General features: G+C 64.1%; 25 protein-coding genes and 2 tRNA genes. 9 read left to right on the top strand and 18 right to left on the bottom strand.

Annotated features, from left to right (window positions below; all coding sequences use genetic code 11):
- The first annotated feature begins 103 nt into the window (after window positions 1-103).
- The 3 genes from ACN0YF_RS00305 (at window position 104) to ACN0YF_RS00295 (ending at window position 4366) form a co-directional block, all read left to right on the top strand.
- Window positions 104-1204, top strand: a complete 1101-nt coding sequence (locus ACN0YF_RS00305) for an NADH:flavin oxidoreductase (RefSeq protein WP_417492879.1) — start codon at window positions 104-106, stop codon at window positions 1202-1204.
- Between the two features lie 169 nt (window positions 1205-1373).
- Complete coding sequence (locus tag ACN0YF_RS00300) at window positions 1374-3485, top strand: ATP-binding protein (protein ID WP_417492878.1); 2112 nt, start codon at window positions 1374-1376, stop codon at window positions 3483-3485.
- Window positions 3486-3811: 326 nt separating this feature from the next.
- Window positions 3812-4366 carry a hypothetical protein gene (locus tag ACN0YF_RS00295; RefSeq protein ID WP_417492877.1) on the top strand — a complete coding sequence of 185 codons (555 nt, stop codon included), beginning with the start codon at window positions 3812-3814 and terminating at the stop codon, window positions 4364-4366.
- Window positions 4367-4426: 60 nt separating this feature from the next.
- Here ACN0YF_RS00295 and ACN0YF_RS00290 read toward each other — a convergent pair whose 3' ends face one another.
- The 13 genes from ACN0YF_RS00290 to ACN0YF_RS00230 all read right to left on the bottom strand — a co-directional run bounded on the left by ACN0YF_RS00290 (window position 4427) and on the right by ACN0YF_RS00230 (window position 12061).
- Entirely contained in the window at window positions 4427-4882 is a 456-nt protein-coding gene (locus ACN0YF_RS00290) for a hypothetical protein (protein ID WP_417492876.1), read from the bottom strand.
- Window positions 4883-4899: 17 nt separating this feature from the next.
- Entirely contained in the window at window positions 4900-6048 is a 1149-nt protein-coding gene (locus ACN0YF_RS00285; protein ID WP_417492875.1) for a HigA family addiction module antitoxin, read from the bottom strand.
- A gap of 16 nt (window positions 6049-6064) precedes the next feature.
- Window positions 6065-6406 carry a type II toxin-antitoxin system RelE/ParE family toxin gene (locus tag ACN0YF_RS00280; protein WP_417492874.1) on the bottom strand — a complete coding sequence of 114 codons (342 nt, stop codon included), beginning with the start codon at window positions 6404-6406 and terminating at the stop codon, window positions 6065-6067.
- Window positions 6407-6715: 309 nt separating this feature from the next.
- A tRNA-Phe gene (locus tag ACN0YF_RS00275) sits at window positions 6716-6791 on the bottom strand.
- A gap of 115 nt (window positions 6792-6906) precedes the next feature.
- Window positions 6907-7089, bottom strand: coding sequence for a DNA gyrase inhibitor YacG (locus ACN0YF_RS00270; protein WP_417471316.1), 183 nt, complete (start codon window positions 7087-7089; stop codon window positions 6907-6909).
- Entirely contained in the window at window positions 7089-8159 is a 1071-nt protein-coding gene (locus tag ACN0YF_RS00265) for a ribonuclease E/G (RefSeq protein WP_417481607.1), read from the bottom strand. Before ACN0YF_RS00265 ends, ACN0YF_RS00270 begins: the two co-directional genes overlap by 1 nt.
- Window positions 8156-8764: a Maf family nucleotide pyrophosphatase gene (locus tag ACN0YF_RS00260; RefSeq protein ID WP_417492873.1), complete on the bottom strand. Its 609-nt coding sequence runs from the start codon at window positions 8762-8764 to the stop codon at window positions 8156-8158. Before ACN0YF_RS00260 ends, ACN0YF_RS00265 begins: the two co-directional genes overlap by 4 nt.
- 38 nt (window positions 8765-8802) lie before the next feature.
- Window positions 8803-9021, bottom strand: coding sequence for a translation initiation factor IF-1 (gene infA, locus ACN0YF_RS00255; RefSeq protein WP_019961978.1), 219 nt, complete (start codon window positions 9019-9021; stop codon window positions 8803-8805).
- A gap of 98 nt (window positions 9022-9119) precedes the next feature.
- On the bottom strand, window positions 9120-9569 hold the full coding sequence (locus ACN0YF_RS00250; protein ID WP_417481609.1) for a low molecular weight phosphatase family protein: 450 nt from the start codon (window positions 9567-9569) through the stop codon (window positions 9120-9122).
- Window positions 9566-10069: a UPF0262 family protein gene (locus ACN0YF_RS00245; RefSeq protein WP_417481610.1), complete on the bottom strand. Its 504-nt coding sequence runs from the start codon at window positions 10067-10069 to the stop codon at window positions 9566-9568. Before ACN0YF_RS00245 ends, ACN0YF_RS00250 begins: the two co-directional genes overlap by 4 nt.
- The gene (locus ACN0YF_RS00240) at window positions 10066-10506 is read right to left on the bottom strand and encodes a DUF2948 family protein (protein WP_417492872.1); all 441 of its coding nucleotides are present in this window, start codon (window positions 10504-10506) and stop codon (window positions 10066-10068) included. The genes ACN0YF_RS00245 and ACN0YF_RS00240 overlap by 4 nt, the downstream gene beginning before the upstream one ends.
- Before the next feature lie 12 nt (window positions 10507-10518).
- Complete coding sequence (gene murA / locus ACN0YF_RS00235; RefSeq protein ID WP_417492871.1) at window positions 10519-11784, bottom strand: UDP-N-acetylglucosamine 1-carboxyvinyltransferase; 1266 nt, start codon at window positions 11782-11784, stop codon at window positions 10519-10521.
- 52 nt (window positions 11785-11836) lie between these two features.
- Window positions 11837-12061 carry a hypothetical protein gene (locus tag ACN0YF_RS00230; protein WP_417492870.1) on the bottom strand — a complete coding sequence of 75 codons (225 nt, stop codon included), beginning with the start codon at window positions 12059-12061 and terminating at the stop codon, window positions 11837-11839.
- 105 nt (window positions 12062-12166) lie between these two features.
- On the opposite strand from ACN0YF_RS00230, the gene ACN0YF_RS00225 reads away from it, so the two are divergent.
- Window positions 12167-12241: transfer RNA gene (locus ACN0YF_RS00225), tRNA-Thr, on the top strand.
- Window positions 12242-12269: 28 nt separating this feature from the next.
- On the opposite strand, the gene ACN0YF_RS00220 is transcribed toward ACN0YF_RS00225, so the two are convergent.
- A complete protein-coding gene (locus ACN0YF_RS00220) occupies window positions 12270-13163 on the bottom strand; it encodes a CPBP family intramembrane glutamic endopeptidase (protein ID WP_417492869.1) in 894 nt (297 codons plus the stop codon).
- A 12-nt stretch (window positions 13164-13175) separates the two neighbouring features.
- Entirely contained in the window at window positions 13176-13670 is a 495-nt protein-coding gene (locus ACN0YF_RS00215) for a MarR family transcriptional regulator (RefSeq protein WP_417481615.1), read from the bottom strand.
- Window positions 13671-13826: 156 nt separating this feature from the next.
- Between ACN0YF_RS00215 and ACN0YF_RS00210 the strand changes: the two genes are divergently transcribed.
- Together ACN0YF_RS00210 and pip are read left to right on the top strand one after the other, a co-directional pair.
- A complete protein-coding gene (locus tag ACN0YF_RS00210; protein WP_417492868.1) occupies window positions 13827-14300 on the top strand; it encodes a hypothetical protein in 474 nt (157 codons plus the stop codon).
- A 63-nt stretch (window positions 14301-14363) separates the two neighbouring features.
- The gene (pip, locus tag ACN0YF_RS00205; protein ID WP_417492867.1) at window positions 14364-15392 is read left to right on the top strand and encodes a prolyl aminopeptidase; all 1029 of its coding nucleotides are present in this window, start codon (window positions 14364-14366) and stop codon (window positions 15390-15392) included.
- Here pip and ACN0YF_RS00200 read toward each other — a convergent pair.
- Entirely contained in the window at window positions 15389-16111 is a 723-nt protein-coding gene (locus ACN0YF_RS00200) for a DUF2793 domain-containing protein (protein ID WP_417492866.1), read from the bottom strand. The genes pip and ACN0YF_RS00200 overlap by 4 nt on opposite strands.
- 160 nt (window positions 16112-16271) lie before the next feature.
- Here ACN0YF_RS00200 and ACN0YF_RS00195 point away from each other — a divergent pair, with 160 nt between their 5' ends.
- The 3 genes from ACN0YF_RS00195 to ACN0YF_RS00185 are packed head-to-tail and all read left to right on the top strand — an operon-like array spanning window position 16272 to window position 20376.
- Window positions 16272-17705 (top strand): methylmalonyl-CoA mutase family protein, encoded by a 1434-nt coding sequence (locus ACN0YF_RS00195; protein ID WP_417492865.1) that lies wholly within the window; start codon window positions 16272-16274, stop codon window positions 17703-17705.
- Complete coding sequence (gene scpA / locus ACN0YF_RS00190) at window positions 17702-19855, top strand: methylmalonyl-CoA mutase (RefSeq protein WP_417492864.1); 2154 nt, start codon at window positions 17702-17704, stop codon at window positions 19853-19855. The genes ACN0YF_RS00195 and scpA overlap by 4 nt, the downstream gene beginning before the upstream one ends.
- A gap of 38 nt (window positions 19856-19893) precedes the next feature.
- Window positions 19894-20376 (top strand): CC0125/CC1285 family lipoprotein, encoded by a 483-nt coding sequence (locus tag ACN0YF_RS00185; RefSeq protein ID WP_417483305.1) that lies wholly within the window; start codon window positions 19894-19896, stop codon window positions 20374-20376.
- Between the two features lie 25 nt (window positions 20377-20401).
- Here ACN0YF_RS00185 and ACN0YF_RS00180 read toward each other — a convergent pair whose 3' ends face one another.
- On the bottom strand, window positions 20402-21001 hold the full coding sequence (locus tag ACN0YF_RS00180; RefSeq protein WP_417492863.1) for a proton-conducting membrane transporter: 600 nt from the start codon (window positions 20999-21001) through the stop codon (window positions 20402-20404).
- 3 nt (window positions 21002-21004) lie between these two features.
- On the bottom strand, window positions 21005-22039 hold the full coding sequence (locus ACN0YF_RS00175) for a hypothetical protein (protein ID WP_417492862.1): 1035 nt from the start codon (window positions 22037-22039) through the stop codon (window positions 21005-21007).
- Window positions 22040-22074: the final 35 nt, after the last annotated feature.

Genomic DNA, 22074 nt, shown 5'->3' with positions numbered 1-22074 from the left:
GAGCCATAGCGCCCGGCGTATGGCCGAAATACATACCCGAGGGTCGATTTTCGGGAAAACAGGCTTATCTGTGCAGCGAGTTTTCATTTGCAAGGATAGCCGCATGACCTCGACTGCCGCCCTGTTCAAGCCCTTCTCGCTGGGCTCGCTTGACCTGCCCAACCGCATCGTGATGGCCCCGATGACGCGCTCCAAGAGCCCGGGTGGCGTCCCCGGCCAGCCTGTGGTCGATTATTATCGCCGCCGCGCCGAGAACGCGGTCGGCCTGATTATCACCGAAGGCACGACGATCGACCGGCCCGGCGCCAGCTTCGATCCGGCCATACCCAATTTTCATGAACCCGAATCCCTGGCCGGCTGGAAAACCGTCGTCGAGGCCGTCCACGCCGCCGGCGGCAAGATCGCACCGCAACTCTGGCATGTCGGCCTGGCCCGCAAGCCGGGCACGGGTCCGCATCCCGAAGCCCCGTCCGACAGCCCCTCCGGCATCATGCCCGGCGGCAAGAAGGTCGGCGAGCCGATGAGCGCCGAAGACATTGCCGACACCATCGCCGCCTTCGCCAAGGGGGCCAAGGCCGCCGCCGAGCTCGGCTTTGACGCCATCGAGCTGCACGGCGCCCATGGCTATCTGCTCGACCAGTTCTTCTGGGAAGGCATGAACCAGCGCGATGACCGCTATGGCGGTGGTCTGGTCGAGCGCACCACGCTGGTGCAGGAAATCGTCAAGGCCGTGCGCGCGGAAATCCCCGCCGACCTGCCGCTCATCCTGCGCTTCTCGCAATGGAAACAGCAGGATTACAACGCCAGACTGGCGACCACGCCCGACGAGCTCGCCGCCTTCCTTGGCCCGCTTTCCGATGCCGGCGTCGACATCTTCCACGCCTCGACCCGCCGCTTCTGGATCCCGGAATTCGAGGGCTCGGACCTCAATCTCGCCGGCTGGACGAAAAAGCTTACCGGCAAGCCGGCGATCACCGTCGGCTCGGTCGGCCTCAACTCCGATTTCATCGGCGCCTTCATGGGCGAGAACTCACCGGCTGCCTCCCTCGACGGCCTGATCGAGCGCCTGGAACGCGACGAATTCGACCTCGTCGCCGTCGGCCGCGCCCTCATCTCCGACCCGGCATGGGCCGTGAAAGTCCGCGACGGGCGTTTTGATGAACTCGCCGATTTCCAGGCGGAAAAGCTCAAGGAACTGGTGTAATCCAACACGCCAGCGCGTGACACGGAAACGCCCGGCCGGCTGGCCGGGCGTTTTTGTTTGGGGGAGGCACAACGGGAGCAGCCAGCCCTCGCCTGAAGCATCCAGTAGCATTAAGCATATTTTGGGGATGCCCGCTGCATTCTGCCGTCCGAGGCATGAAGGGCAGTCAATGACGCAAGACCAAACGCGGCAGGGGTTCAATAAAATCAGGGCCCTGGGCCTGGATATCCTGGCCTGGCCCCTGCTCGTGCTGGTGGCTGGTCTCATCAGCACATACCTGCTCGCAGCCCGCGCAGAGACTGAACGGCTGGCGGCGCTGCGTTTCGCTGTCGAGACGCGGGCAGGCGATCTCAGCGATCATCTGCAATACCAGATCGTCCAGGAAATGCTGGCCATCGACCGCCTGGGGCAGCGATTTACGGTGCAGCCCGGGGGTTTGCCCTATGAAGTCTGGGTTGCCGATGCCCGGGCCTATCTGGAAGACAAGCCCTGGATGCAGGCCATCGAGTGGGCCGATACCAGCTATCGCATTCGCTGGATCGAGCCGCTGGTTGGCAATGAAGCCGCGATGGATCTCGACCTCTACAGCGTAGAATGGCGCAGGACCGTGATCGATAATGCGGTGCGTAACCGCGAAATGGTGGTCAGCAACAGTTTCCAGCTGGTGCAGGGCGGGCGCGGTCTCGTCGCCTATTATCCCCTCCGCATTGATGACGCGCCAGGCGGCCTGATCATCGGCGTGTTTGCGGTTGAGCGCCTGATCGAGAACCTGCTGCACATTGAACGGCTGAGCCAGTTTTCGATCGCCGTCGAGGAATTGGGCGAGACGATCTGGACTTCCCGGAATTTTACCGCCAGAGCTGAAAACACCGGCGCAGCGGCGGCAGCACTCGTCGAGTTCAATGGCGTGGAGTGGACCTTGCGCGTCGAGCCGACCGCCGAATTGCTCGGCAGTTTCCGGCGCTACGCCGTCTCCGTGACCTGGACCATCGGCTTGCTGCTCTCCCTGCTGGCCACCAGCGTGACCGCCGTGACCCTGGTCGCCAACCGGCGGGCGAAGGCCCTGCGTGGCATGGTGAACACGCTCAATGCCCGTGAGGTGGAACTGGAAGAGGCCACGCGCCTGGCTCAAAGCGCCAACCAGCTCAAGAGTCAGTTTCTGGCCAATATGAGTCACGAAATCCGCACACCTCTGAACGGCGTGCTCGGCATGGCACAAGTGCTTCAGGATACCGGTCTTGATAGCCAGCAACGCGGCATGGTGGGGACAATCCGGGAATCGGGAGAGTCACTGCTGGGCCTGATCGACGACATTCTCGACCTGTCAAAGATCGAAGCGGACATGCTGGCCGTGGCCAATGCGCCCTTCGAACTCGATGAATTGCTGAACTCGGTGATGTCCGCCCACAGGCTCGAAGCGACCGATCGCGGCCTTGCTCTGACGCTTGATATCCCCGAAGCGGCGCGCGGCCGTTTTATTGGCGATGCCAACAGGTTGAGGCAGGTATTCAACAATCTCATCGCCAACGCCCTGAAATTCACCGCGAGCGGCAGCGTCAAGGTCGCCGCGGACTTGCGCCAGGGGCCAGGGGGCGAGGAATTGGTATTCGAGATCACCGATACCGGGATCGGCATGGATCCGGAGACCTGCGAGCGGGTGTTCGCCCCCTTCATGCAGGCCGATGCCTCGACATCGAGAAAGTTCGGCGGCACCGGTCTCGGCCTGTCCATCTCCCGGCGCCTGTGCGAGCTGATGGGCGGCTGGATCCGGGTCGAAAGCGAGCCGGGCCAGGGCTCCGTGTTCAGCTTTGCCATTCCCGCGATCCGCAGCGAACAATCCGCCGGCGAGGCGACACAGCCACCGGCCCCGCCGGACGGCGAGTGCCTGCTGGCTCACACCAGCATACTCGCGGCCGAGGACGTGGCCACCAACCGGCTGGTCCTGCACAGCCTGCTGGCCCCGCGTTGCCGCGAGATCACCCTGGTCGAGAATGGCGAAGAGGCCATCGAGGCCTGGAAGCGCCAGCGGCCCGATATCATCCTGATGGATATCCACATGCCGGTAATGGACGGTGTCACGGCGATCCAGACCTTGCGGGCGATCGAGGACGAGCAGAACCTGCCGCGCACCCCGATCATCGCCCTGACCGCCAACACCATGGCCAACCAGATCAACGCCTATCGCCAGGCCGGCGCCGACAACCACCTCGCCAAGCCCTACCGGTTCGAAGCCCTGGCCGCTATCATCGCCGAAACACTTGCAGCCAGCAGGACTGCCTGACACGCGTGGTGCAAGGGGGCGGCAGGCCGGCATTTCATGGCAAAGCTTGGGAAAATGGTGCCCGGGGGCGTGGGCATTATACCGGGCCATTTCAATGAGTTATTACTCAGTGGGACACTCACGAACTTCCAACACTTTCAATAGCTTACAAGACGTGCCGTCCCACCTCTGCGCTCGAATTCGCACGAAACCTCAAGCTAATTAATACTGCCACAGAACCATGACTGTGGCCCGCCCGCTTAGCTTGCGCCGATGCAATTGACAACAAGGGCGACAACCCGGCACGAGGCCACTATGTTAACGCATCGACATTGGAGGGTATACGCATGAGCAATCTCAATCAGCTCCCACTCGCCGGGCTACGATCCGGCAGGATGCATGAAATCCCCGCTGGCCACGTCGGCATTCTGAGATGGGATGGGATGTGGGCGCTCTTCTTTCGGTTTGACCATACCCCCAACCACCCGGCGTTTCTGTGCTGGCGCCTGGGGTCAAATGCCACTCTGGCTCCAATTTTTGTGCCTGCACAGCCCCAAGCTGGTTCATCGATCACGGGCCTTGCGGTTGGAGAGGCACTTTGGACCGTCGCAGCCCCCAACCGCGGGGCGATGAGTGAGCCTGGCGCGGGTCGTATTCTCATAGACGCTGAACGCCGAGTTCTTACGATCTCCGCCGCTGGCGTAAGCGACGAGTTCACACAGGTTCACTACATCGACCTAGAGTCCCTAGAGCACATCAGTGGCGTCTCGTCGCTCGACTGGGCCTTTGAACACTGGACCATATCGGTAGGTTCGGATCCACGCGAGAGAATCCGGATCGCGTGGAAGGACGCCGACGGCGTGCAGATAAATCAGGGCCTAATGCATATCGCCGCAAAGTAGGTCCAAATCTCAAATTGATATCGCAGATTTCTAGGAGGTAGGTCCCACTCCTCGGGCGGGCTACGCCGCATCCTCTTCTTCCAGGTCCAATGAAAAATCAAAAATCATCTGGAGAGGCTTCTCAGCGGAATGCCGGTCATTGTAACTCTCCACATCGGTCTTCAACTGACGGCAATCACCCAAAATCTGATGCCGGCGTTGCTGGAAGGCGAGCTGCATATGGCTACGCGGAGCGGTTCTCAGATCATCCCAAAGGACACACTGCTTGCCGTTGAGCATCATCGTAGCGGAGTGCTTCAGACGAACGCGCCGCCCTTTCGCATCAGTGGTGTACTCCTCCCGCATGGCACGAGAGATATCCTCTGCGCATTTGCGAATGGCGATATCGTCTTCAAGCTGCCAACGACCCGTCTGAATTGCCCAAGCCGCAATCTCCTTGGTGGTCGCCGGCCACTTGTTCCCAGCCAGCCGAAATTCCGTTACGATTTTCTGTATCTGCTTCGAGTAGGTAGCCATATGAGCCTCCTGTGCTTCTAGAAATCGGCAGGCCCCATCCGGCCAAAACCGTCGGTTAAAGCGGAATGAGAAATGATGTCTCTGACCTTCACCAAATACTTCCGAAACAATTCGTAGCGTCCGGTGCGGTGGTGAAGTTGGCCAACAACCAATCCAGGGTGTCGCCGAATCCGGTTCGCGAAACCGAGTACCTTCTTGTGAGAGTACATCGGATCTACACGCGCAATGAAATTCTCTATCTGATCGTGCGGGACGCAAAAATCAGACGCCGCCGCATTCGCCGCTGCCTCTGCCTCGCCCCCAGCCTCTGAAGTCAGCTCTCCATCCTCCGAGGCAACGTCGACCACAGGATCCGTTCGGCCGTCACCGCGAAGCACGTGTTCGATCTCGTGCCGAAGCACGAACCAGAAATTATCGATCCGATCGTGCAGCAGCGTTAAGCCAATAACCGGGGTTTTCCCCCCATCAATCCAAAAGCAAGCGCCGTCGATTTTAGACCCCGGCAGCGGCTCGACGATCACGAACCGGACCCCGCATTGCGCCAACATTCCAGGAACATGTCGAATTTCTTCGGGATCCCCGGTCAGGGTTTCAAGATCGCCCAACACTGCACGCAGGCCAGATTCAGAATAATTTGGGCCGACTAGCGCGGTGGCCAACTGCCGGACTCGAAAGAGCCAAGCTTGCTGCAGGATAGATGGAGCATGCTCATAGTTACGCTTCGCTGCATGTGCGAACTGGGGAGTTTCACCAACAGACCGCACTCCGAAAAACGACAGCACGCGTGACTCGAATACCTCCACGTTTTCCGAAGCCTCAACCCAACCACGCTTAACTAGCTCCCGCACCGGAAAGGCTTCGCGCAATCGTGCCTCGCGTCCAATCCGCGTATCCCTTCCAGTTCGGGCGTCGACCATCCCCGCTTTGAACAACTGGTAGCTAGACTCAAGGTTCAGCCAGTACTGTGGAGACGTGCCAAATGCGGCCGCGAAATCCAATGCAGTCTCAGGCGAAACGCCACGCTTGCCGTGTATGATTTCATTCACCAATCGAACCGGGCGCTCAATAAGCTTCGCGAACTCAGTCTGAGTCCAGCCTCGCGCATCGAGTTCGTCACGCAAAAACTCTCCCGGAGGGAATGCTTCTGCCGGCATTCGATTTGTCATTTCACCCTCCTAAAACTCAATGGTAGTCAACAATTTCGACCACCTTAACTACTGCCTGCCCATTTTTTTCTTTGATTAATTCGATTATGAGCCGCCAGTTCCCCGTCAACATTACTGAGCATTGACCTGCCCTTTTGCCTTTGAGGCGCTCAAATCGGGCGCCTTTGTTCTGGTAGAGATCGCGCTCGTCATGCGCCGCACGGATCATTTGCATTCGCTTGCGGAATCCCTTGACGATCGCTTGGCTGTGCCCTGCGGCGAACCGCGCGTCGGTCTCGAGCTGGTCGAGCGCGTCATCTGCGAATTCAACGTCCATCTCGACATTATCGCGGCTGGCGCTCGGAAAGTCAACAGCCACTTTTACACTAAGTGTAAACGTGGCGCTTTCAAATCGCCGAAACTTCCAACGCCGCGCCGAAGGATGACAGATTCTGTCCTGGTGGTGGGAATCCGTTATGGGCTCGCACCACCAAATCCTGGTGCGATGAGCCGCAGCCGTCCAATCTAAAGTACTGATTTACAAGACATGGCCGTGAGCCGCGCTCACGGAGCTAGGCACGTCTTTGGGCCATTCTGACAACAAAGTGTCCCACTTTTCCGGCTGGTGTCAGAAGTGGGACAAAATGGGGGGTTTAAATGGCTGATTTCATTGGGTTTGATTTAGTAGTGGTGCCCGGGGGCGGATTCGAACCACCGACACGCGGATTTTCAATCCGCTGCTCTACCAACTGAGCTACCCGGGCACCGGGCTCGCCATGCAGCTTTGGGCCGCTGGCGAGAGCGCGGTTTATAAGGTGCGCGCTGGCACCTGTCCACGCTGCAGCGCGCTGGATCGCAGATTATTGCAGTGAAGCGCGGCTACTCGTTATCCGGCTGGCCCGGCGGGGTTTCCTCGGCCTGGTCGACCGGCTCGCCGGGAATGGCGTAGGCGCCGGTGAACCATTTGCCCAGATCGAGATCGGCGCAGCGTTTCGAACAGAAGGGCTTGAAGGCCTCGACCGGGGGATTCTTGCACATCGGGCAGGTGACGGGTTTGGGCATCAGGATTTGACTCCGCAGTCCTCGCGGCCGAATTCGGCATTCAGTGCGAGGGTGAAACGGCCGCCGATCCGTTCGGCCAGGGCCGCATTCCAGCCGATCGTGTCGGCTTCCAGCCAGGCGTGGACCTCGCTGGAGACCTGCAGGGTGAGCCGGCGCGAGCGCTGGGCGCGCGCTTCGCCCTCAAGGCGTCTCAGGGCCGCCAGGGCGCAGGTTTCAACACTCATGGCACCGGTCTCATCCAGCTGGATTTCCGCCAGGGTGCGGCCACGGCGCTGGCGTGCCAGCTCGCCGACACAGAATTGGGAGAGCGGCGCGACATCGACCTTGGCGCGGTCATTGCGGAAAGCCTGGCGCAGGGCCTGTTCGACCGCCTTGCGCTCGGGCTGGCCGCGCATGTGGACGAAATCAATCGCGGCAATGCCGCCCAGGCCGCGCAGGCGGATCTGGCGCGCCGATTCCTTGGCGGCGGAGAGATTGAGCGCCTGGGCCAGCTGCAGCGGCGAGCCGGTGCCCTTGCGGCCCTCGGCATCGACATCGATGGTCACCATGGCGCGGGTCTGCTCGATGCAGAGCGAGCCGCCACCGGGAATCGGGGCAACCGGGTCCAGCGCCAGCTCGAAGGCTTCCTCAAGATCGAAATCGGTCTCATCGGCCCAGACAACGTCGGCGCCGGAGAATATCTGCGCCAGGCGCTGGGCCAGGATGGGCGCCGGTTCGAGGCATTCCGGGGCATCGCCGGCGGGCGCGTCGACCAGGTTGAGGGTCGGGCCCTTGTCGGCGAAGGCTTCACGCGAGACGCGCACGCCAATCGCGGCGCCTTCATGCAAACCCTTGGGCCGGCCGGCCTTGCCGAAAGGCATGAAGCCCTCCTCGCCGACACCAAGATCGACAAAGGCGGCGTTGAGCGCCGGCTCCACGCGGCGGACGCGGCCACGATAGAGTTCGCCCTCGACGGCGCGCTGGCGCAGTTCCGACCAGCGGTCGAGATGCAGCTCGACGATGCGGCCATTCTCGGCGACGGCGGCGCGGGTCTCGCCGATATTCTCTTCGATCAGGATCTGGCGGATCATGGGTTCTTCGTTTCGTTCTGGACATCAAGGACTGGATAGCCACGCCCGGCCAACAGGTTGACGGTCTCATGGATCGGCAGTCCGACAACGCCGGTATAGGAGCCGATCAGAGAGATGACATAGGCGCCGGCACGGCCCTGGATGCCATAGCCGCCCGCCTTGCCGCGCCATTCGCCGCTGGCGATATAGCTTTCCAGCTCCGGCGTGCTCAGACGCTTGAACTTGACCCGGGTCTCGACCAGTTTCGCGGTCAGTTCACCGTCCGGCGTGCGCAGGGCAATACCGGTAAAGACGCGGTGATTGCGCCCCGAGAGCAGGGCGAGACAGGCGCGCGCCTGGGCCTCGGTCTCCGCCTTGGGCAGGACACGGCGGCCGACGCCGACAACCGTGTCGGCAGCGAGCACGAAGGCGTCGGTGTCCGGATGGGCGGACGCCTTCTCCAGCGCAAGCCGCCGCGCCAGAGGGCCAGGCAGCTCTCCGGGGATTTCACTCTCGTCGATATCGGTGGGCTCGACCGCGTCCGGGACAAGACCGGCACTGGCCAGCAGGTCAAGACGGCGCGGTGAGGCGCTGGCCAGGATCAGGCGTGGGCGGGGCTCAGCCATGCGGGCATCCATCTCGCGCATCCACGCTGCTCGGGATCTTACTTGAAGCGATAGGTGATCCGGCCCTTGGTCAGATCATAAGGCGTCATTTCGACCAGCACCTTGTCGCCGGCGAGAACGCGGATACGATTCTTGCGCATCTTGCCCGCGGTGTGGGCAATGATTTCGTGGTCGTTTTCGAGTTTCACCCGGAAGGTCGCGTTCGGAAGCAATTCCGTCACTTCACCGGGAAACTCCAATAATTCTTCTTTAGCCATGCGGCTCCTCATAGTCGTCAATGCGGGTCAAAAAATACGTAAATCAGCCCGACTCCGGGGCCGATTGCGCCCCGGCGCGCGTTATAGTCCCGCCTGCCCTACAAAGTCGAGGCTTCAGGCGCTTTTTGCGGCGGGCTCCATCCGGCAATGCGGGCCTTGATGGCATCACGCGTTTGCCGGTAGGCCGCAAGACGCTGCTCACGGCTGCCCCCGGTCTCGCTGGGATCGGGAATGGGCCAGGCCTGGAACTCGGCCGACTTGTCGGCGGCGTATTGCCGGGCCAGCCGGTCGGCGGCCGTCGACAGCGAGACAACCAGGGCGGCAGGCGGATCGATCACCCCGCTCAGCGCCATCGGCGTGATGTCATCGAGATCACAGCCCAGCTCGGCCATGACCGCCAGCATGAAGCCGTCGGCAAAGGCAGCCGGAATCACACCGCAGGAGCGCGCCTGCGCTGCATCACCGAATTGCTGCCGCCACAATGCAGCCGCCATCGGCGAACGGATCGCATTGCGTCCGCACACGAACAGGACCGACGGCACGCTCATGACGCGGCCCGCCGGTGCAGGGCACAGATCAGGGTGAAGAGGCGGCGCGCGGTGTCAAAATCGACCTCGATCTTGCCGGCCAGCCGCTCGCGCAGCAGGGTCGAGCCCTCATTATGGACGCCGCGGCGCCCCATATCGATCGCCTCGATCTGGGCCAGGGGCGCATCGCGCACGGCCTCGTAATAGCTTTCACAGATCATGAAATAGTCTTTCACGATACGGCGCAGCGGCCCCAGCGCGAACACGAAGGCGCGCACGGGCGTGTCGTCTTCCAGCCGGACATCAAACAGCAGGCGGTCATGCTCGATCGCCAGACGCAGGGCATAGGGGCCGCTGGTCTCGCCGACGGCCTCGCTGACGGGGCGGAAACTGTTGCCCTCAAGCAGGTCGGCGATCGCGACCCGGCGCTCATGGTCGGCATTGACGTCGGTCGGGCCGATACTGGCCAGGTCGAGATCGATCCGGACGATTCTGTCAGGCAGATCCGATGCGCCGCTCATGTCTCGTCCATCCCGTGTTCGGGCCGGCGGGTCGCCGGCCAGGGTGCGCTGATATCGACCATCGCCACGTCGAGGCACTCGACCTCAAGCCGCAGCTCGCCACCACCGGAGAACACCAGCACGACCTCACCCGATGGCGCCTCGCCCGGCTCGAAACTGATCGAGAGCAGATTGACCACGGCCTCCTCGGCCCCCTGGCGCAGATTATATGACCGGGCGGCGACAACATTGCCGAACTGGACACCGCAGCGCACGCGTTGCTTGCGGCCAGTGGCCTCCCAGCGAAAGCGGTTGAAGGCGATGGTGAAACTGCGCGTCTGCCGGGAGAACTCGAAATCGCCCAGCTGGGCCACCGCGTCCTGCAGGGCAGCCGAAATCGCTTCGAGGTCGGTGGCGTCCAGCGCCGTCAGGCGCAGCGGGGCAATAGCGCGCTTCACGTCAAGTCTCCGTCAATCGGCCCGGCGTTCGATGCGGGCACCGCAGCCAGACAGTTTCGCTTCCAGTCGCTCGAAGCCACGATCGAGATGGTAGACCCGGTTGACCACGGTTTCACCCTCGGCGGCAAGTCCGGCAATGACGAGCGAGACCGAGGCGCGCAGATCCGTCGCCATCACAGGGGCACCGCGCAGCAGCGGCACACCGCGCACGACGGCTTCGCTGCCATGGACGCTGATATCGGCGCCGAGCCGGGTCAGTTCGGGCGCGTGCATGAAACGGTTCTCGAAAATCGTCTCGCGGATCACCGATGTCCCCTCGGCCAGCGTCATCAGCGCCATGAATTGCGCCTGGGCGTCGGTGGGGAAGCCGGGATAGGGCTGGGTCTCGATATCGACGGCGGTGAGGCGCGTGCCATTTCGCGCCACGCGCACGCCCTCATCGGCGGGCTCGACGGTGACGCCGGCATCAGCCATGGCCCGCCAGAGCGCCTTGTTATGGGCCCAGTTGGCGCCATCGAGGATGCAGTCGCCGCCGGTAGCCGCAACGGCCAGGGCATAGGTGGCGGTCTCGATCCGGTCGCCGACGACATGATGGCGCACGCCCTTGAGCCGGCTCTGCCCCTGGATGCGAATCGTGCTCGTGCCCGCCCCTTCGACCAATGCCCCCATCGCTGTGAGCATCGCGGCCAGATCTGCGATCTCCGGTTCACGCGCCGCGTTCTCGATCACGGTTTCGCCGCGCGCGAGGGCAGCGGCGAGCATGGCGTGCTCGGTGGCACCGACGGAGGCAAAGGGCAGGTCAATCTCGCCGCCGACCAGTCCGCCCGCCGGGGCGCTGGCATCGACATAGCCTTCTGTGACCTCGATTTTGGCCCCCAGCGCCTCGAGCGCCCTGAGATGCAGATCGACCGGCCGCGCGCCGATGGCGCAGCCACCGGGCAGGGAAACACGGGCATGGCCTTCGCGGGCGACCAGCGGTCCGAGCACATTGAAGGTCGCGCGCATCTTGCGCACCAGATCATAGGGGGCAAAGGTATCGGCGATGGTCGCGGCGTGCAGGTGAAGCTCGGCGCCCTCGCCCTCCTCCACCGACACGCCCAGCTTGGCCAGCAGATGGCCCATGAAGCGCGAATCGGCCAGGCGCGGCATATTGGTGAGTGTCACCGGCTCATCGGTCAGCAGGGCTGCCGCCATCAGTTTGAGCGCCGAATTCTTGGCGCCGCTGATGGGAATACGGCCTTCAAGCCGCGCGCCGCCCTGGATGATGATCCGGTCCATTGTCACTCCTCAATCCGATGAACCTGCATGCAGCGGTTCGAACCCGGCGGGATTATGACCCATCCCGGGGATTTTTCGTGGCAGGGATTGCAGAGGCTTGTGCAGTCGGTGCCTCACTGCTCTCGTCGGCCGGGTCATCAGCGGTCTGGACCGGCGCAGCGCGGTCGGCCTTTCGCCGGCGCAGATTGGCGCGCAGGGCCGCAGCCAGGCGGGCCTCACGGCTGTCGGGATCGCCGGCGGAGGCGGCCTTGCGCGGCGGGGTTGGTGTCTTTGTCATGTCATTGGTCATGTCGAACGCAGCTCCTCACGTCAAGACGCACTTGGCGGGAGGGCGACCATGTATTATACGCCCGGCTTCGCGTCGCGACTTTAGCGACCCGGCGCCGCCATAGCTCAGGGGTAGAGCGCGTCATTGGTAATGACGAGGTCCACAGTTCAAATCTGTGTGGCGGCACCATTTTTCCCGACTTCCGATCCAGCAGTTTCTAGCCGGCCCCCGTTCCGGGCTCGGCCGAATCCTGTGCCGTTGCCGGCGCATTGACACCGGGCCTGAACAGGCCGCGGCGCAGCGCGATCACCAGCAGGACGATGACGGCGAGGCTCGAAACCACCAGCATCAATACCGTGTCCTCCGGCCCGGCCAGCCCGCCGGAAATCCAGTCGGGGCCCGTGAATTCACTGCGCAGGGGCGCCAGCTCGCGCCAGTCCTGCATGCCGGTCAGCGGCAGGCCGGTGGCGAAAATGGTGAAATTCCACAGCGCGTGATTGAGACCGACAGCCCACAGATTGCGGGTCAGCATATAGGTCAGCGTCCAGATGCCGCCGATCGTGGCCCCGGTGGCGAAGGAGAGCCAGCCGCCCCAATGGGCGTTGAAGATATGCGCGGCCGAAAAGATGATGGTCGGTACGAACAGGGCCGCCCAGCTGCCGAAATGCCGCTCGACAATGCCAAAGGCGATGCCGCGGAACACCACTTCCTCGAACATCGCGGCCGCGAGAATCACCAGGGCGACCCCGGCCATGCCGCCAAAATCGCCCAACCCGACGATCTGATAGGTGCCGGCCAGATAGAGCGCCGCAATCGGCAGACCGATCAGCGCCGCACCGCCCAGCCCGGTGAGCGTGATCAGGCCCACCGCCGGTGACAATTCAACGGCCGAGCGCTTCTCCACCCAGCGCACATAGCCCCAATAGCCCGCCACGAAGGCGACCAGCATCAACACCCGGCGCACATAGCCCAATGTCTGTTCGTCCAGCTCCAGCACGGACTGCAGGAGGGGCAGGAGCGCCAGGCGCGTTGCCGCGGCCATCACCGCGACGGCGATCAAGGCGGCCGCGATCTGGGCAATGGCGCGAAGCGCGGGTTTGAAACGGGACATGGCTGAGCCTTTTCAGTGTGAGGATGCGGCGGGGGCAAGCGGCGGCATGCGCGCGCTCAGAGGACTGGCATCCAGCGCCGCATTGGCGGCAAGGATGGCGGCGTGGAGGTCGAGACCGACCTCCGCGAACAGATCGTCATAGGTCTGTGTCAGGGCCGGCAGGAAGGCCTGCAGCTTTTCCGCCTCCTGCTGTCCCGCCGGTGTCAGCTCGACCCGGCGGCGGCGGCGGTCGCGGTCGTCATTACGCAGGACCGCGAATCCGTGCTCGACCAGCCAGCCGACACGCTGCGTGCACAGCTGGTGCGAATAGCGCAGCTCGGCGGCGATCTCGGCCAGCGAGCTCGGGCCCTGATGGTGCAGGAACTGGACGATGCCCGTTGCCTTGCCGCGAATCTCCAGCCCGGCGTCCTGCAGGGCGACTTCCATCTGGTCGCTGAGCCGGTCCAGCAACTGCTTCACCCGCAGGGCAAAGGCTGCGCGTCCGTCGAAGAAAGGGGTTTCTGGCATGGCTGGCTCCGGCTGGTCTGGATTCTACAATTTATTGTACAATTAGTTGTATACATCAATTCCGCCGACACAAGCGCCAATCACATTCCGGGCGCTGGACCGATCCGGAAGGCTTCACTAGATTGCCCGCAGCGCTTCCAAGGGGGCTGGGAGAGAATGAAATCCGATTGGCAACGCGCGCTCGCTGCGCTCCTGCTGGCCACCGGCCTCGGTGCGGGCCTGGCCGGATTCGCACCCGAACTGCACGAGACCGGCCTCATCCCGCCGCCCCGCCCTGCCGAAGAGACCGAGCTGGTCTATTCCATCGTCAATCTGACCGAGGATATGGCCGCCCGCACCGCCTGCCCGCTGGACTTGGCCGCGGCACGCGCCCGCATCGAGGCCGGCCTGCGCGCCCATGCGCTCAAGCCGGTCTTCAGCCCAATCGCCGAGGGCCCGGGCGTGTTGACGCAGGAAGTCGCGGCACAGCCCATCTCCGCCGGCGATGCTACCGTGTGCGACTGGACGGCGAGCGCCGCCTTCAATGGCCGCCGCGGACCGGTGCGGCGCGACCGGGAGGGGCAATCCTATTCCAGCCTCGAGGCGGCAAGCCGTGATGTCGAGCCCCTGCTGACCGGCCCGGTGCGCTGAGCGCGCTATCGCCGGCGAGGCCGGCGCGCTAGGCTCGCCCCGGACCCATTGCCCCGGATGCCCATGAGCCCCCTCTTCGCGCCCATCGAACCCCACCGCACCGGCCGCCTGCCCGTCAGCCGTGGCCATGAACTCTATTGGGAGCAATGCGGCCGCGCCGACGGCATCCCGCTGCTGGTGCTGCATGGCGGTCCGGGATCGGGCTGTTCGCCGCGCTATCAGCGGATGTTTGACCCAGCCCGCTTCAATATCACCCTGATGGACCAGCGCGGCTGTGGCCGCTCCACGCCGCACCTCTCGCTCGAGGCGAACACGACCGCGGAACTGATCGGGGATATCGAGGCCCTGCGCACCCGGCTGGGCATCGAGCGCTGGGTCGTGTTCGGCCCCTCCTGGGGGTCGACCCTGGCGCTGGCCTATGCCCAGACCTTCCCGGAGCGGGTGAGCACGCTGGTCGTCGAGGCGATCTTTCTGGCAACACCGGACAATCTCGACTGGTGGCACAGCGAGGCCGGCGCCCCGCGCTTCTTCCCGGAAGCCTTCGCCGATTTCATTGCCCCTGTGCCGCAGCAATATCGCACCACGCCGCGCGCGATCATGGACTGGTGTTTTGAAGACATGCTGCGCGAACAGGCCGACGGGCTGACCGCCCTGCGCCGGCTGGAAGACCCGAAAGCCAGCCTCGCCGAATTGCGGCAATCCACGCTCTATCGCTGGACCGAGTATGAGGAACGCCTCTCCTGGCTTGATCAATCGGCCGAAACGACACGTGACGGCCTCGCCGAGCGCGGGCCGGACTTCGTGGCGGCGCATTCGCTGATCGAGGCGCATTATTTCCGCAATGCCTGCTTCCTCAAGCCGGACCAGCTGATCGCCAATGCACATCGCCTGGCCAATATACCGATGCAGATCCTGCACAGCCGCTATGACATGGTCTGCCCGCCGCGCGGCGCGATCCGGCTGGCGGCGGCCTGTCCACATGCCGGACTGCACATGGCGCCGGTCAATGGCCATGCGATGACGGATGCTGTGCAGGCGATTCTGAACGGGGTGATGGCGGGTGTGCTGCCGCTAAAACTGCCACGGCGCTAGTCCGGCGCTTCGGGCATCCAGGCGTGGATGGCGAGGCTGACACTGCCACCGGTAAAACTGCCGCCATTGGCGGTGAGCACGATCGGCGTGTCGCTGTAGAAGGCCGTCGGGCCGATGACGCCGAGATTGCTGGCGCCCGCCGATATCCCCAGCGAACCGCCGAATTTGGATGTCTCGCCGGCGATTCCGCAATCGAAACTGGTGGCACCTGTTATCATTTCAGTCGTCCGCACTGACACGCAGAAGACGATTGAACGGGCCGGGATCATCATCGCGGTGACCAAACTGGCGCCGGTCAGGCCGGTGACGCTGTCGGCAATCAGGATGGCGCGGGTCTTGGCCCCGCCAGGCGATTCGGCCAGCACGGTATCGGCCCCGGCCAGCAGCCAGGCGGTTCCGTCGAAGACAATATCGCGGCCCTCATCGGCCAGATGCACGCGCCAGCCGGGTTTCGGCGGCAATTCGCTCCAGAATCCGTCGCGATAAATCGCCAACGAACCGGCCGCCATCGCGGCCCAGTCATCCCCGCTGGCCCCGGTCGGGAGGATCCAGCTCTCCCCGTCTTCCGGGCTGACGGGCTGCACGGCCAGGCTGCGGCTTTGCGCCTGCGCCTGCACCAGCGCATCGAGGCGCAGCAGGCTCTCATTCACGGTGACATGTTTTTGCGCCTGCGCCGGCATCACCAGCGGCAGGTCAAGATTGGGGGTGGTCTCGGACATTCTGGCCTCCATGGCTGCTTGCCCCGATTGTGAAGCCGGCCCCGGCGCTGTGGGATAAGCCAAATCGCTGTCCATGCCCGCCGCGCGGACTTGACGTGCGGGCCCTGCGCGCCTTTTCTCCGCCCCGACACGATGATGGCCTTGCCGCGACAGGATGCTCATGACCGACACTATCCGCGATTTTGCCCGGGGATTTCCCGCCCAGAGCCCCGCCAGCTGGCGCGCACTCGCCGAAAAAGCCCTGCGCGGCGCCGATTTCGAAACCACGGTCGAGCGGCACACGATTGACGGTCTTCAGCGAGGCCCGGTCTTCTTTGACCGCCCGGCCGGCACCGGTGCGGTGGATACGCTGCCGCGCGACGGCCATCTGCCCTGGGGCATGCGCCAGTCGATCACCGAGGCCAGCCCGGCCGAAGCCAACGCCGCCGCGCTCGACGATCTGATGGGCGGCGTGTCGGAACTGGAATTGCGGCTGCACTCGACCGGCCAGTTCGGCCTCAAGGCCAACGAGATCGATCCGCTCGACGCAGCACTGAAGGGCGTCGATCTCTCCCTCGCCCCGATCCATCTCGACAGTCTCGACGGCCAGGGCCATCACGCCCATCTCCTTTTGACCCTGTTCGCCCGCCGCCGCCTCGATGGCGAGCATCTGCAAGGCGGGCTCGGCCTGGCGCCGATCGAGCGCGCCGCACGCCAGGGCATTGCGCTGGACGATCAATGCTTTCCCAAGGCGCGCGATCTTGCCCAATTGTCCCAGGCCGCCTTCCCGCAGCTGAAAATCTTCCGTTGTGACGGCGCCCTCGCCTTCGAGGCCGGCGGCTCGGAGGTGCAGGAACTAGCGCTAATGGCCGCCTCGGCCGCGACCTATATGCGCCTGATGCTCGAAGCCGGTCTTTCGGCTGACGAAGCGGCGACGGCCATCGAGGCCCGTCTCGCCGCCGATACCGATATCCATCTCACCATCGCCAAACTGCGCGCCGCACGGCGCCTCTTCGCCCGCATCGCGCAGAGCTTCGGTGCCGGGGATACCGCGCAGCGGCTGACCCTGCATGCGACCACATCGGGCCGGATGATGAGCGCCAAGGATCCCTGGACCAATATGATCCGCACCGCCTGCGCCGGCTTTGCCGCAGCCGCTGGCGGGAGCGACGCGATCACCATCCGCCCCTTCACCGATGCGATCGGCCGTCCGACCGGGCTGGGCCGCCGCGTGGCGCGAAATCTCCAGATCCTGCTGGCCGAGGAGAGCCATATCGGCAAGGTCACCGATCCGGCCGCCGGCAGCTATCTGCACGAGACGCTGAGCGACGAGCTGGCGCAGGCCGCCTGGGCCCTGTTCCAGCAGATCGAACGGCGCGGCGGGCTGGTTGACGCCTTCGCCGATGGCTGGCTGCAGGGCGAGATCGCAGCGGTGCGCGAGAAACGCCTGCAACAAATCGCCGACGGCAAGGATGTCATTCTCGGCGTCACCCAGCACCCGGACCCGCATCCCAAACCGGTGGAAACCAACGGCACATGGCCCCACTCCGACGCACCGGAGGGCGCCCTCACCGCCATCCGCCTGGCCACGCCATTCGAGGGAGCGCGCTCATGAGCCAGACACCCGATTTCACCACGCTCGATCTCGGCCCCGCCCTGCCCGCTTCGGCGGCGAAAGGTGAAGACTGGACCCCGGCCGAAGGCATTGCCATCCACACGAATTATGGTCCGGCCGATAGCGACAGCATCGACTTCATCCACACGGTTCCCGGTGCCGCCCCCTTCGTGCGCGGCCCCTATCCGACCATGTTCCTGCAGCGCCCCTGGACGATCCGGCAATATGCCGGCTTCTCGACGGCGGAGGATTCCAACGCCTTCTATCGCCGCAATCTCGCGGCCGGCCAGAAAGGCCTCTCGGTCGCCTTCGATCTGGCGACACACCGGGGCTATGATTCAGATCACCCGCGCGTGGCCGGCGATGTCGGCATGGCCGGTGTGGCGATCGATTCCATCTATGACATGCGCACCCTGTTCGACGGCATCCCGCTCGACCAGATGAGCGTCTCGATGACGATGAATGGCGCCGTCCTGCCGGTGCTGGCGCTCTATATCGTGGCGGCCGAGGAACAGGGCGTGAAGCCGGAACAGCTCTCCGGCACGATCCAGAACGACATCCTCAAGGAGTTCATGGTCCGCAATACCTATATCTATCCACCGGCCCCCTCGATGCGGATCATTTCGGACATTTTCGACTACACCTCGAAACACATGCCGAAATACAATTCGATCTCGATCTCCGGCTATCACATGCAGGAGGCCGGCGCTCCAGCCGATCTCGAGCTCGCCTACACCATTGCCGACGGGCTGGAATACATCGCGACCGGCATTGAGGCCGGCATGGATGTCGACACTTTTGCGCCGCGTCTCTCCTTCTTCTTCGGCATCGGCATGAATGTCTTCATGGAGGTCGCCAAGCTGCGCGCCGCGCGCCTGCTTTGGGCGAAGCTGGTGAAGGAACGCTTTGATCCGAAAAGCGAAAAATCGATCTGCCTGCGCACTCACTGCCAGACATCGGGCTGGTCGCTGACGGCCCAGGACGTGTTCAACAATGTCGGTCGCACGGCGCTGGAAGCCATTGCTGCCGTCGATGGCCACACCCAGTCCCTGCACACCAATTCGCTGGACGAGGCCCTGGCCCTGCCGACCGACTTCTCGGCCCGCATCGCCCGCAATACCCAGATCCTGCTCGCCAGCGAGGCCCATGCCTGTGATGCGATCGATCCCTGGGGCGGCAGCCATTATGTCGAACGCCTGACCCATGACCTCGCCGCGCGGGCGATGGATCATATTGCCGAGATCGACGCCCTGGGCGGCATGGCGAAAGCCATCGAGGCCGGCGTGCCCAAATTGCGCATCGAGGAAGCCGCCGCGCGCACCCAGGCGCTGATCGATAGCGGCCAGCAGACCATCACCGGCGTCAATAAATTCCTGCTCGATGAAGACGAGGATGTCCCCGTCCTCAAGGTCGACAATTATCTCGTGCGCAAGCAGCAGATCGAAAAGCTCGAACGCCTGCGCAAGGAACGCGATCCGGCCAAGCTGGAAGCCGCACTGGATGCCTTGGCCGCATCAGCCGCCTCTGGCGAGGGCAATCTGCTCGAGCTGGCGGTCGACGCCGCACGCGCCATGGCGACCGTGGGCGAGATCTCCGATGCGATGGAGCGTGCCTTCAAGCGCCATGTCGCCGAGATCAAGGCCGTGACCGGGATTTACGGGCCGGCCGCCGGCAGTGATGACAAGGTCCGCCGCGCCCGCGACACCGCGGCGCGCTTCCTCGATCTTCATGGCCGCAAGCCGAAAATCCTGATCGCCAAGCTCGGCCAGGACGGCCATGACCGCGGCCAGAAAGTCGTCGCCTCCGCCTATGCCGATCTCGGCTGGGATGTGGTGATCGGCCCGCTCTTCCAGACCCCGGAAGAAGCGGCCGCCCTCGCCATCGCGGAAGACGTCCATGCCGCGGCCGCCTCATCGCTCGCAGCCGGACATTTGACGCTGGTGCCGCAATTGCGCGCCGCCCTCTCCGAGCGCGGCCGTGACGATATCCTGGTGGTGGTCGGCGGCGTGATCCCGCCGGATGACGAGCCGGTGCTGCGCCAGATGGGCGCTGCGGCGGTCTTCCCGCCCGGCACGGTGATCGCCGACAGTGCGCTGGTGATGCTGGAACGGATGGGCGTCGAGGCGGTGGTGGCAAGCGAGGACGAATGATCCTATCGTGAGCGGGCAACACAGCTGGAGCTGCCGCCATGAGACGCATTCTTCCCCTGCTCATCCTCACCCCCGCCCTGGCCCTCACGGCCTGCGCAACGTCAGGCCCGACGCGCTACGCGCCGGCCTATGAGGGGCAGTACGGCTATTCCGAACGCGCCATCGAGCAAGATCGCTTCATGATCCGCTTCGACGCCGGTCCGGACACCAGCATCGAGGAAACCGAGGATCTGGCGCTGCGGCGGGCGGCCGAGTTCACGCTGGAACAGGGCGGCGACTGGTTCGTGGTGGTGCGCCGCAATCGCGACGGCAATGATCGCGATCCGGTGCGTGTAGGGACCTCGGCCAGCTATTCCACCGGCTCGCGTGGCTATTCAGCTCGCGGCATCGGTGTCGGCATCCGCTTCGACGGCTCGGCCGGTCAGAAATCCGTGACCCTGGAGATTCTGGTGCGCACCGGCACGGTCTCCGATGATGCCAATGCCTATGATGCCCGCAACGTGCTGGCCCATATGCCCTGAGGCAGGGACTGTCGGGCAAACAGTGTCAGGCGATCAGCGCCTTGGCCTGGCCGACCCAGTCATCGCGGACAATGCGGCCGCGTCCATTGATCCTGGCATCCCAGTCAGCGATATCGCTTTCGGTCCAGGCGGCGATCTGCGCATAGCTGACCACACCCTCGGCTTTCAGACTGGCGGCCGCCTTCGGCCCAAGCCCCTTGATGACCGTCAGGTCTTCCACGGACACAGGATTAGCTGGCGCAGCTGCCGGTTTCGCCGTTGCAGGCGTGGCAGCGGCTGGCGCAGCGGGTTTGGCGGCGGCAGGCTTGGTAGCGGCAGGCTCGGCCGCGGTCTTGCGCCTGGCCGCCGGCTTGGCGGATTTGGCCTTGCTTGAGTCCTCGGGAATGTCGGCATGACCGGCCTTCACCGCTGCCGGGGCGCGGCTTGCGGCGACGGCGCGCGCTTCAGCCTCACCGAGGCGGCGCGCCAGGTTCTCATTCTCGCGGCGCAGCGCAATGACATCGGCCAGCGCCTTGTCGGCCTCGACGCTGCGCGCCTCGCCGCTCCAGACCTTCCAACCCGTCAGAACCCCGAATCCGAAGGCCGCCAGAATCAGGAAACCAATTTGCCAGACCAGCCAGAACATGCCTCAACCCTCAATCGATGAAACGGAAAACGTAAGTGCCTGCAACTGGTCATCTGCCAGTGCAACAATGATCCGGTTTTCGCCAACGGCGCCGCCGGACAGAAGCGAGCGCACCTGGTCGGCGCGTTGCCGGGCCAGCTCTTCACCGCCGTCGGCGATATTGATCGTCACGGAAAGCCGCGCGGTGTCAGGACAGGCCGAAAATGTGCGACCGAGCCGGCGCAAGGCAATCTCGGTCAGCGGGCTGGCACCGACGCCACCGGTCTCGAAACGCAGCGCATCGGTGCCCTGGGCCGCCCGGATCACGGCAGCGCAGGCATCGATATCCGGCACGTTGACGATGGCCGGAGCTCCGGCCGGAATAATGATCGATGCAGCGCGGAAGGGCGCCGGCATCGTCTGCAGCGTATTGGCGACGGAGCGGGCAATCTGCGGGTTCTCGGCATCGCCATAAAGCCCGCCCTGCTGGCCGCTGAGAACGATGGCACCGCGTTCAAGCCGCGCGAGCTGGCCGAGCAACCGCTTGGCGGCCTCTTCCCATTCAGCCGCCGGAGCGCCCCCCGGGATCAGGGTAAGATCGGAATCGGCGCCGTTGGGGAAATTCGCCGTGGCGAAACGGGCGATGGCATCGCGTGCTGCGGCATCCGTCGCATCGCCGCGGATCAGGACGCGGCCACGGAAGGCGACGTCGGCGCGGAAGGAAAAGCCGCGATCGGTGCGCGCATCGGTGATCTCGTCGACCACGTGCGTCACGCCGCCGGCGATACTGCCGCCCGACCAGGTCGAGCCGGCGACAACTTCCAGCGCAATTTCGCGCGCCGTGTCATTGGGCGCAGCCCCGGAGACGATCGCTTCCTGACCGCGAAAACGGACATGGGCCCAGTCCATCTCGCGCCGATCGAGCGCGGCGCGTGCATTGCTCTCCAGACGGGACTCGAGGCTGGCGATGGAAAACGGTCCGACGACCATGGACAGGCCGGTCACGACCAGCAGGCCGGCCAGGGCGATCAACAGAATATTTCGGGCGCGCAGCGTCATGGCAAAATCATCAATGTCTCAACGGTGGGGATTCG

Origin of the sequence: Maricaulis sp., from assembly GCF_048270265.1 — a bacterium.
Classification (GTDB): domain Bacteria; phylum Pseudomonadota; class Alphaproteobacteria; order Caulobacterales; family Maricaulaceae; genus Maricaulis.
Note: the sequence above shows the minus strand (reverse complement) of the source record. Positions and strands in the feature narration are given on the sequence as shown.

Excerpts from the sequence above, each read along its gene's own strand:
- ACN0YF_RS00305 (WP_417492879.1), top strand. The coding sequence starts at position 104 with ATGACCTCGACTGCCGCCCTGTTCAAGCCCTTCTCGCTGGGCTCGCTT.
- ACN0YF_RS00300 (WP_417492878.1), top strand. The coding sequence starts at position 1,374 with ATGACGCAAGACCAAACGCGGCAGGGGTTCAATAAAATCAGGGCCCTG.
- ACN0YF_RS00295 (WP_417492877.1), top strand. The coding sequence starts at position 3,812 with ATGAGCAATCTCAATCAGCTCCCACTCGCCGGGCTACGATCCGGCAGG.
- ACN0YF_RS00290 (WP_417492876.1), bottom strand. The coding sequence starts at position 4,882 with ATGGCTACCTACTCGAAGCAGATACAGAAAATCGTAACGGAATTTCGG.
- ACN0YF_RS00285 (WP_417492875.1), bottom strand. The coding sequence starts at position 6,048 with ATGACAAATCGAATGCCGGCAGAAGCATTCCCTCCGGGAGAGTTTTTG.
- ACN0YF_RS00270 (WP_417471316.1), bottom strand. The coding sequence starts at position 7,089 with ATGCCCAAACCCGTCACCTGCCCGATGTGCAAGAATCCCCCGGTCGAG.
- ACN0YF_RS00265 (WP_417481607.1), bottom strand. The coding sequence starts at position 8,159 with ATGATCCGCCAGATCCTGATCGAAGAGAATATCGGCGAGACCCGCGCC.
- ACN0YF_RS00260 (WP_417492873.1), bottom strand. The coding sequence starts at position 8,764 with ATGGCTGAGCCCCGCCCACGCCTGATCCTGGCCAGCGCCTCACCGCGC.
- infA (WP_019961978.1), bottom strand. The coding sequence starts at position 9,021 with ATGGCTAAAGAAGAATTATTGGAGTTTCCCGGTGAAGTGACGGAATTG.
- ACN0YF_RS00250 (WP_417481609.1), bottom strand. The coding sequence starts at position 9,569 with ATGAGCGTGCCGTCGGTCCTGTTCGTGTGCGGACGCAATGCGATCCGT.
- ACN0YF_RS00245 (WP_417481610.1), bottom strand. The coding sequence starts at position 10,069 with ATGAGCGGCGCATCGGATCTGCCTGACAGAATCGTCCGGATCGATCTC.
- murA (WP_417492871.1), bottom strand. The coding sequence starts at position 11,784 with ATGGACCGGATCATCATCCAGGGCGGCGCGCGGCTTGAAGGCCGTATT.
- ACN0YF_RS00230 (WP_417492870.1), bottom strand. The coding sequence starts at position 12,061 with ATGACAAAGACACCAACCCCGCCGCGCAAGGCCGCCTCCGCCGGCGAT.
- ACN0YF_RS00220 (WP_417492869.1), bottom strand. The coding sequence starts at position 13,163 with ATGTCCCGTTTCAAACCCGCGCTTCGCGCCATTGCCCAGATCGCGGCC.
- ACN0YF_RS00215 (WP_417481615.1), bottom strand. The coding sequence starts at position 13,670 with ATGCCAGAAACCCCTTTCTTCGACGGACGCGCAGCCTTTGCCCTGCGG.
- ACN0YF_RS00210 (WP_417492868.1), top strand. The coding sequence starts at position 13,827 with ATGAAATCCGATTGGCAACGCGCGCTCGCTGCGCTCCTGCTGGCCACC.
- pip (WP_417492867.1), top strand. The coding sequence starts at position 14,364 with ATGAGCCCCCTCTTCGCGCCCATCGAACCCCACCGCACCGGCCGCCTG.
- ACN0YF_RS00200 (WP_417492866.1), bottom strand. The coding sequence starts at position 16,111 with ATGTCCGAGACCACCCCCAATCTTGACCTGCCGCTGGTGATGCCGGCG.
- ACN0YF_RS00195 (WP_417492865.1), top strand. The coding sequence starts at position 16,272 with ATGACCGACACTATCCGCGATTTTGCCCGGGGATTTCCCGCCCAGAGC.
- scpA (WP_417492864.1), top strand. The coding sequence starts at position 17,702 with ATGAGCCAGACACCCGATTTCACCACGCTCGATCTCGGCCCCGCCCTG.
- ACN0YF_RS00185 (WP_417483305.1), top strand. The coding sequence starts at position 19,894 with ATGAGACGCATTCTTCCCCTGCTCATCCTCACCCCCGCCCTGGCCCTC.
- ACN0YF_RS00180 (WP_417492863.1), bottom strand. The coding sequence starts at position 21,001 with ATGTTCTGGCTGGTCTGGCAAATTGGTTTCCTGATTCTGGCGGCCTTC.
- ACN0YF_RS00175 (WP_417492862.1), bottom strand. The coding sequence starts at position 22,039 with ATGACGCTGCGCGCCCGAAATATTCTGTTGATCGCCCTGGCCGGCCTG.